This is a genomic window from Actinomycetota bacterium, assembly GCA_030776725.1.
In the GTDB taxonomy this organism is placed as follows: domain Bacteria; phylum Actinomycetota; class Nitriliruptoria; order Nitriliruptorales; family JAHWKO01; genus JAHWKW01.
This window is the reverse complement of the sequence record JALYHG010000030.1, coordinates 1-8,506: the sequence shown is the minus strand read 5'-3', so window position 1 is coordinate 8,506 and position 8,506 is coordinate 1. Positions and strand designations below refer to the sequence as shown.

The window sequence follows — 8,506 nt, the reverse complement described above, 5'->3', positions numbered from 1 at the left end:
CCGCCCCCCGGCCAGCGGGATGTCACGCAGCTCCAGCCGGCGGAACGGGAACGGTTGGAGCGGTCGGAGCGTCAGGCGCCCGTTGGGGATGTCGGGTTGGGCGTCGAGACATGCGCGGAGCAGCAGCAGGCCCGCCCCGGCGGCCCACGCCTGCGGTCGGCAGGCCGTGGGGTAGGGGACGGGGAAGCCCGCCGGTGTCCGCGGCACACCGCTGAACAGCTCAGGGAGCCGGTAGTCGAAGAAGGGCGCGGCGCGGACCAGGCCTCTGACCAGCCGGCCGGCGACCGCGTCGTTCCCGGTCCGAGCGCACCCCCAGGCGACGATCGCCGTGTCGTGGGGCCACACGGAACCGCCGTGGTACGAGAGTGGGTTGTACCCCGCGGCGGTGGCTGCCATGGTCCGCAGGCCCCAGCCGCTGTCGAGGCTTGGGTGTCCCAGGCGTGCCGCGACCTGCGCGGCCTGATCATCGTCGAGGATGCCGCTGCCCAGCGCGTGCCCCATGTTGCTGGCCGGTGCGTCGACGATGTCCCCGTGGCGGTCGAGGGCGATGGCCAGGTACGAGCCCAGCTCATCGGATGTCCAGAACCGTCGGTGGAGGCGTTCACGCAGCTCGGCGGCCCACTTCAGCCACTCGTTGGCTCCCGGACGGCCGAAGTGATCCAGGATCTCCGCGCCGCGCCCCGCCGCGTCGTAGGCGTAGCCCTGCGCCTCGACCAGCGAGATCGGGGCGGTGGCGACGCGTCCGTCGGCGAACTGCACGCCGTCCCAGCTGTCCTTCCAGCCCTGGTTGGCTAGTCCCTTGTCGCCGTGCCGCACGTACTCGATGAAGCCGTCGTCGTCGGCGTCTCCGTAGTCGCGCATCCACATGAGGGCCGCTTCGAGGTTGTCCAGGAGTGCAGCGACCTCTTCCTCGGGGAGCCCCCACCGCCACGCCTCTGACAGCAGGACGACCCACAGGGGGGTGGCGTCGATGGTGCCGTAGTAGACCTGCGGCAGGGGACCGCGGTGTGAGAGGCTGCCGCGCCGGACCTCGTGCAGGATCTTGCCCGGGGCCTCCTCGGTGTCGAGGTTGACGCGGCGTCCCTGACGGCGGGCCAGCACGCGCAGCGTCCCTCCGGCCAGTCGCAGGTCGTACGGCAGCGCCATGAACGCCGCCCACACCGAATCGCGTCCGAAGAGCGTGAGGAACCACGGACTGCCCGCGGCGCAGAACACGTCGTCGGGTGCGTCGGGATCTGGCATCTGCAGCGACGTCAGGTCCTCGAGGCTGCGGCGGACGAGCCGTGCCATCCGCAGGTCGGAGCAGTGCACCACCGGGCCTTCGACGCTTGGCCGCTGCGAGACGGTCGCTGTGCGCAGCCGGTCGAGCTGCTCGCAGCCGGCCCCCGGGGTGACCGTGCCGTGGCGGTCCTTCACGCTCACGTCGAGACAGATGCGCGCCGACGCCCCCGGTGCCAGCACGAGCGGGAACCGCAGGCAGTCGCCGATCACGACCGGTTCGGGAGTCGCGGTGATCTCGACGGTCTCCGGTCCGCCGGATCGTTCGAACCGCAGCCCACCGGGGACCGCGTTGGGCTGAGCCAGCGGCAGCTGACGGGCGTGCTTGACGTCGAAGATGTAGGCGAAGTCCGTCCCGCACGAGACCTCGACGTGGAGCTCCGTCTCGGCGCGCCCCGCGTTGTCCACGATGATCTCTTCGTGCAGTGACCCGTCGATGACCCGTCGACGCTTCACGATCACTGAGGGGTCGGTCGACGCGTCAGGGTCGGAGGGGAGCCACCCGAAGAACCCCGCCGATGAAGCGCCGGTCGCCCGCCCCGCCAACGGACGCGGGCGGGCGCCATCGACGGTGACCTCCAAGCGACTGACGAAGCGGGTATCGCGCACGTACAGGCCCTGGTCACCGTGGCGGACGTCGCCCGCGGCGTCGGAGATGACGAACGAGTCACCGACAACGCAGGTGATCTGGTCGTGAGGCCCGGATGCGATCGCTTGTCCCACGCTCGTTCTACGCGTCGGGTGCCGTGCCGTGCGTCCGGTGCACCACGCGTTGGTAGAGCTGCACGTGTTCGGCCACCATCCGCTCCGCACTGAACTGGTCTTCGACGTGACTGCGACACTCGAGCGGATCGAGCTGCTCGGCCTCGGCGACGGCGGCGCACATCGCGTCGACGTCGCCGGGGGGGACGAGGCGCCCGGTGCGCCCATCCACGATGATCTCGGGTGCGGCCCCCTTGGCGAAGGCGACGACCGGGGTCCCACAGGCCATCGACTCGATCATCACCAGGCCGAAGGGTTCCTCCCACTGGATCGGGTCGACGACCACCGCCGCGCGGCCCATCAGGTCGGCTTTCTCCTCGTGTTCGACGTTGGTGCGCAGATCGACGTCGGCGCCTTCCATGCGCGGCTCCACCTCGCGGTGGAAGTACTCGTGTTCGGGCGGCTCGTTCACCTTCATCGCCATGATCAGCTTCCGGCCCAGCCGGCGTGCGACGTCGACGGCGACCTCCGGGCCCTTCTCGTGGCATGAGCGTCCGACGTAGAGCAGGAAGTCGTCCTTGTGGGTCGACAGCGGGTAGCGGTTCAGGGCGACCGCGTTGTGGATCACCGCGGCCACCCTCACCCCATCGGGGGCCTGTTCCGCCTGGCTGTGGCTGATCGCCACGAGGTGGAGGTGGTCGGACAGGCGGGCGTACAGGTCACGGTTCTGGTCGGTCCACGGACCGTGGAGGGTGTGGACGACGGGGACCTGGTTGGCGATCGCCCCGAGCGCGGGGCCCATCAGTCCCGAGTGGTCGTGGATGATGTCGACCGAGTCGGGTTCGAGGTAGCCCGCCAGGACGTGGGTCAGCTCGAGCGCCAGGTCGCCGATCGCTTCGCTGGGTGGCGTGTCGTACACCGTGTGCAGGTTGGCGTGCGTCTCCGAACCGCCGGAGGCGACGAGGGTGACATCGTGTCCGGCGTCGCTCAGGCCGTCGGCGAGGAGAGCCACGATCCACTCGATCCCGCCGTAGCTCTCGGGCGGTACGGCGAACCACGGCGGGGCGATCAGCAGGATCTTCATGCCCGGAGGGTTCCCTGTCGGGGCCACCCGATCGAGGGTAGCGGCAGCTGCCCGGAGCGACTCCGCCCAGCTGGCCCGCCGCAGGCCACCGTGGGACGCTGCGACTGCCGAGGAGGTTCCAGATGAGGGTCGTCGCCGTCGCCGGATCCGACATCGGTCATCTGCTCCCGATCGTGGCTGTCGCCGTCGGGCTCCGTGACCGCGGGCACGACGTCACGGTGGTGGCGGAGGCGCGGTGGCGCCGCGATGTGGAGGACGCCCGTTGCCGGTTCCAACGACTGCCGCAGGCCGCCGCCGACGACCGTGATGCCGACCTCGGCTGGCGGCTGTGGGGCAGGGGCGCGGTGCAGGCCCCGGCGCTCGCGGCGGTCCTGGACCCGCTGCGGGTCGATCACGTCGTCGCTGACAGCTTGACGGCCACCGGCGGGTTCGCAGCTGAGCTGCTCGACCGTCCGTGGACGGAGGTGGTGCCGCACTGGCTCTCCCGGCCTTCCAAGGTGCTCCCTCCCGTCGGGCTGGGCGCGCTGCCCACCCGCAACCCGCTCCGGCGCGTGTCCCACAGCCACATCCGCCGCCGTCAGCGGCGGTCGATGGCGGACGGTCGCCGCCAGCGGGCGGAGGCACGCCGCCGGCTGGGGCTGTCGGGTGCGGGAGGACCGACGCTCCGGCTCGTCGCGACCCTCCCTGCGCTGGAACCCCCCCGGCCGGACTGGCCACCGCGCACGTTCGTGGTCGGGGCACTGAGCTGGGAGCCGCCCTCGTGGCCGGTCCTCGAACCCACCCCGGGCAACGAACCGCTGGTGGTGGTCAGCGACACCACGGCCAGCGGGGTGGATCAATCGCTGGTCGAACGGGCGCTGCCTGGCTTGCGGTCCGAGCCGGTGCGGGTGGTGGCCACCACGGTCCGGAGCCTGGAGGGCGGAGATCGGGTCGTGGTCGGCCGTGGCCGCCACGGTCCGCTGCTGGAGCGCGCCGCGTGCGCTGTCGGCACCGCCGGTGGCGGCTTCGTCGCCAAGGCGCTCGCGGCCGGCATCCCACTGGTCGCGGTCCCGCTCCACGGCGACCAGCTCGAGACCGCTGCACGTGTGGTGGGCGCCCGGGCGGGTCTGCGCCTGCGGTGGGCGGACGCGACTCCCGACCGCATCCGCGACGCTGTCGCCACCGTCATCGGCGACCGCCGGTACCGCGACGCGGCACGGCGCGCCGCCCACGACGCGACCGGTCTCGGCCGGGACCGCGCGGCCGAGTTGATCGAGCGGCGCGGCCTTCGCTGAGCTCGGCGAGCTGGCGCCGTGCCGTGGCGGGACGTCACTCGACCAGAGGGCGGTCGGCGCCGACGTCGTACACCACGGCGCCGTCCTCGACGCGGGCGGCGTCGGTCACACGGTGCGGTCCCACCCGTCCGTCGTGGAACAGGTGGTCGACGTCGACACCGTGGACGAGGACTGCCACGTCGGCGATCAACCGTCGGTGGCAACGCCACCACACGCTCTCGGCGCACAGCAGCGCCACGGCACATTCACGCGACACGGCGAGGACCCGCTCGAACGCCCGCCGCCAGTCGTCGGTTCCCATGTGCTCGGCGTAGCCGCGGAAGCTGGGAAGGGTCAGGCCGATGTGGCGTGATCGGGGCGCGGGGGGTCGGCGCCCGCCCAGGTCGGGCTCGTGGCGGTAGTCGATGCTGGCTCGCCCCAACCAGTGCGCCATGACGTCGTGGTTGAACTGCGGGTGTCGACGGCTGGCCGGGTAGCGGCGGACGTCCACGAGCAGGTCGACCCGGGCTCGCTCGAGCAGCGCCGCCAGATCGGATGATGGGAGGGTCCCGTGGCCTACCGTCAGTAGACGCACGGGACCCTCCGCGGTGGTGGCGGGGCGCTCGCGGCTAACGCCCCGCCCCGGACGCGGCCGATCACTTGGGCAAGTGTTCGACCCGCGGCTTGAAGTTGGTGTGGTTCACCCCCTCAACGGGCGACGTGCTCCCTGATCGCTCCGATGAAGGCCGGAAGGTCGTCAGGCCCCCGGGATGTGATCAGGTTGCCGTCGACGACGACCTCCTCGTCGACCCAGTCGGCGCCGCCCAGTTCGAGTTCCTTGCGCACCGACGGCCACGACGTCATGCGCTTGCCCTCCACCACTTCGGCTTCGGACAGTAGCTGCCCCGCGTGGCAGATCGCAGCAACCGGCTTCTCCGACTCCACGAACTTCCGCGTGAACTCCACGATGCCGCCGTCGAGGCGGAGCTTGTCGGGGGCGTACCCCCCGGGTATCACCAGGGCATCGAACTCGTCGAGGTTGACGGCATCGACGGTGGTCTCCACCGTGACCGACGAGTTCCCGCGCTTGCCGCGGAGTTCCTCGCCTGCTTCCGTCCCGATGACCACGCAGTCGTGCCCGTCGTCGCGGAGCGAGTTGTAGGGCTGCTCGAACTCGCTGTCCTCGTACTCAGGTCCGACAACGAACGCGATCCTCGCCATGGACGTCGTCCTCCTGCAGATCGCCGTGTTGATCTTCGCCTCCCAGTCACGATGGGCGACCGTCGCGGCGACCTCAACTCACCAACACCGACGAAGGTCAGTGACTTCTCGAAGAAGCCGTCGATCCGTCCTTCGTCCGGTCGACACCCGCGCCGCGTTCAGGGAGCGACGCGTTCGACGTCCTCCGGCCAGATGCGGTCGGCGAGCTCCTGCAACCCCGGGCTCAGGCGCGGCCGGGGCGGCTCCTCCCCGAACTTCGATCGGCGCCACCCGTCGGGGAGCTGCTCGAGCTGCGCCGCCGCCCGTTCGCGTGCCGCTTCCAGCCCGTCCACGGCCGCCGGCTCACCGTCGCGCCAGATGGGCTCCAGCAGGGTGTCGCCCGGCAGGTCCTCGCCGCGCACAGCGATGATGTCCTCGGCGGGTGACCCGTGGCGGAAAACCTGTTTCGCGCCGGGGAGCAGCACCTTGCCCGCGCTGTACTTCGCGCGCGGATCCCCGGCGTACTCCACCAGCTTGTAGACGATGTCGAGAGCCGGGTGGTCGCGCGAGACCGTGAGCGCCGTCCCGATCCCGAACGCATCGATCGGTGCGCCAGCGTCGAGGAGTTCGGTGATGCGGTACTCGTCGACGCCACCGGAGGCGAAGATCTGTGCGTCGTGGAAGCCGGCCCCGTCGAGCAGGGCCCGCGACTCCTTCGCCAACGTGACGAGGTCGCCGGAGTCCAGACGGATGCCGTTCAGGTCAGCGCCCTCCTCGCGGAGCTCGCGCCCGACCGTGATGGCGTTGCGCACTCCTCCCACCGTGTCGTAGGTGTCGACCAGCATGATGGCGTTGTCGGGATGGTCGAAGGCGAACGCGCGGAAGGCCGCGACCTCCTCGTCGAACGCCTGGACGAAGGCGTGCGCCATCGTGCCCACCACGGGGATGCCGTAGCGGCGGCCCGCCTCGACGTTGGATGTGCTGGTCACGCCGCCCACGTAGGCGGCGCGCGCCGCTTCGATCCCGGCATGCAGGCCATGCGCGCGGCGGAACCCGAAGTCCGCCAGTGCCTTGCCACGTGCGGCGAGGCTGCAGCGTGCCGCCTTCGTGGCGATGACGGTGGAGAACTGAACGACGCTCAGCATCGTCGTCTCCAGCAGCATCGCCCACGGCAGCGGCGCGGTCACCTCGACCAGCGGCTCGTCGGCGAGCACGACCGTTCCTTCCGGAACGGCCCAAACCTCTCCTGCGGGCTCGACCGCCTCCAACCACGACAGGAGGTCGTCACCGAACCCCTGCGACGCCAGGTACTCCAACTCGGACGGTCCGTAGCGGAAACGCTCCAGCAGCTGTAGCACGTGTGCTGCTCCGGCGGCCAGCAGCCACGGACGTTGCGTCGACGCGCGGACGTAGAGACTGAACGTGGCGGGCTCGGTCATGCCGTGTCGCAGGCAAGTCTGTGCCATGCGCAGCTCGTAGAGGTCCGTCGCCAGCCCGAGGTGCTCGGGCAGGTCGAAGCGGGACGGGGCGTCGGTCATGCGATGCGCACCCCGTCCTCACGCATGTCCTCGAGCGCTTTCTCGCCGTCACCGGGCTGGAGGTTGACCGCCCGGGTCGCCTCCGACACCACCGTGGTGGCGTAGCCCTTCTTCGCGGCGTCGACGGCGGTTTCCTTCACGCAGTAGTCCTGGGCGAGGCCGACCACGACGACCCGTTCGATGCCCTGTTCGCGCAGGATCGCGTCCAGCTGAGTCGCGCTCTCCTCACCGCTCTCGGGGTCGCGGACGCTGAACCCCGAGTACCCGTCGCCGCCTTCCGTGCCCTTGCGGACGACCGGTGCGTCGTCGACCACCGTGAGGTCGTCGTAGAACTGCGACCCCCAGCTGTCCTCGACGCAGTGCACGGGCCACACCCCGCCGTCCTTCTCGAAGTGCGGCGTGGACTGGGGGTGCCAGTCCTGGGTGTAGACGACGAAGGCCCCCGCCTGTCGGGCGCGGTCGATCTCAGCGTTGATCGCCGGGACGGCTTTGTCCCCGCCGTCGACGTACAGGTTGCCGTCGGGGTGGGTGAAGTCGTTCTGGGTGTCGACCACGATCAGGGCGGTGCGTTCGTCGTAGGTGATGTCTGCCATCGCTGCCTCCTGTCGGGGTGGATGTGCTCGCGGCGTCCTCGTCCCGAGGGTAGTGGGGGGCGAACGTGGCGGCCGTGCCAGAGATGTCACACGGTGCAGGGATCATGCGACGCAGGTGGAACGACAGAGGCGTCAACGACAGGGGCGTCAACGACACCGAAGCGACGATGAAGGGAACGGCCCGGTGGAGCTGGTGTGGTTGCTGGTGGGTACCGCGCTCGGGGCGGTCGCGACGTGGACGGTGCTCCGGCTCGGGGGGCCAGCGCATGCAGCCCCGGCGACGGCGGACGCGGTCGCGCGGGCGGTCGCCCCGCTGCACGACGCCCTGGGACGGTTCGACGACCACGTGCGGGCCCTCGAGGCGTCCCGGGCGCGTGCGTACGGGGCGTTGTCGCAGCAGGTGCACGACCTGGGGGTGGTCGCCACGTGGTGGTCGACACCAAAGCGCCACTGGACGCCTACCTGCGCGCGGTGGAGGCCGACAGCGACGACGCACGCCGCGATGCCCTGGTCGACCATGCGCGCCAGGTCCGCAAGCACGTCGCCCGACTCCGCGCGAAGTCCTACTGGACGCAGTTCTCGTCCGCGTCCGACTTCGTGGTGATGTTCCTGCCTGGCGAGGCGTTCTTCGGGGCGGCGTTGGAGCACGACCCGGCCCTGGTCGAGGTCGGGGCGGAGCAGCGGGTGATCATGGCGACCCCCACCACGCTGATCGCGTTGTTGCGTGCCGCGGCGCATGGCTGGCGCGAGGAGGCGGTGGCGGCCACCGACCCGAGGAGCGGGCCCGGCGGGTAGCGACGTCGGCGCACGTTGTCGCGTCAGGCCTGCTCGATCCCGTCGGCGAAATCCTGCGTGGTG

General features: G+C 70.8%; 7 protein-coding genes and 1 pseudogene. 2 read left to right on the top strand and 6 right to left on the bottom strand.

Annotated features, from left to right (window positions below; genetic code table 11):
• Together M3N57_01275 and M3N57_01270 are read right to left on the bottom strand one after the other, a co-directional pair.
• The coding region (locus tag M3N57_01275; protein MDP9021336.1) for an amylo-alpha-1,6-glucosidase at positions 1-2,001 on the bottom strand (2,001 nt) is incomplete at its 3' end.
• 7 nt (positions 2,002-2,008) lie between these two features.
• Positions 2,009-3,091: a glycosyltransferase family 4 protein gene (locus M3N57_01270; protein ID MDP9021335.1), complete on the bottom strand. Its 1,083-nt coding sequence runs from the start codon at positions 3,089-3,091 to the stop codon at positions 2,009-2,011.
• 95 nt (positions 3,092-3,186) lie between these two features.
• Here M3N57_01270 and M3N57_01265 point away from each other — a divergent pair, with 95 nt between their 5' ends.
• Positions 3,187-4,338, top strand: a complete 1,152-nt coding sequence (locus tag M3N57_01265; protein ID MDP9021334.1) for a glycosyl transferase — start codon at positions 3,187-3,189, stop codon at positions 4,336-4,338.
• 34 nt (positions 4,339-4,372) lie between these two features.
• Here the strand turns inward: M3N57_01265 and M3N57_01260 are convergent, their stop codons facing one another.
• The 4 genes from M3N57_01260 to M3N57_01245 form a co-directional block, all read right to left on the bottom strand.
• Positions 4,373-4,912: a DUF488 domain-containing protein gene (locus M3N57_01260; protein ID MDP9021333.1), complete on the bottom strand. Its 540-nt coding sequence runs from the start codon at positions 4,910-4,912 to the stop codon at positions 4,373-4,375.
• 113 nt (positions 4,913-5,025) lie between these two features.
• A complete protein-coding gene (locus tag M3N57_01255) occupies positions 5,026-5,538 on the bottom strand; it encodes a type 1 glutamine amidotransferase (GenBank protein MDP9021332.1) in 513 nt (170 codons plus the stop codon).
• Between the two features lie 158 nt (positions 5,539-5,696).
• Positions 5,697-7,055, bottom strand: coding sequence for a nicotinate phosphoribosyltransferase (locus M3N57_01250; GenBank protein MDP9021331.1), 1,359 nt, complete (start codon positions 7,053-7,055; stop codon positions 5,697-5,699).
• Positions 7,052-7,648, bottom strand: a complete 597-nt coding sequence (locus tag M3N57_01245) for an isochorismatase family protein (protein ID MDP9021330.1) — start codon at positions 7,646-7,648, stop codon at positions 7,052-7,054. Before M3N57_01245 ends, M3N57_01250 begins: the two co-directional genes overlap by 4 nt.
• A 414-nt stretch (positions 7,649-8,062) precedes the next feature.
• Between M3N57_01245 and M3N57_01240 the strand changes: the two are divergent.
• Positions 8,063-8,410, top strand: a pseudogene (locus M3N57_01240) (DNA recombination protein RmuC).
• Positions 8,411-8,506 lie beyond the last annotated feature (96 nt).

Excerpts from the sequence above, each read along its gene's own strand:
- M3N57_01255 (MDP9021332.1), bottom strand. The coding sequence starts at position 5,538 with ATGGCGAGGATCGCGTTCGTTGTCGGACCTGAGTACGAGGACAGCGAG.
- M3N57_01245 (MDP9021330.1), bottom strand. The coding sequence starts at position 7,648 with ATGGCAGACATCACCTACGACGAACGCACCGCCCTGATCGTGGTCGAC.
- M3N57_01250 (MDP9021331.1), bottom strand. The coding sequence starts at position 7,055 with ATGACCGACGCCCCGTCCCGCTTCGACCTGCCCGAGCACCTCGGGCTG.
- M3N57_01265 (MDP9021334.1), top strand. The coding sequence starts at position 3,187 with ATGAGGGTCGTCGCCGTCGCCGGATCCGACATCGGTCATCTGCTCCCG.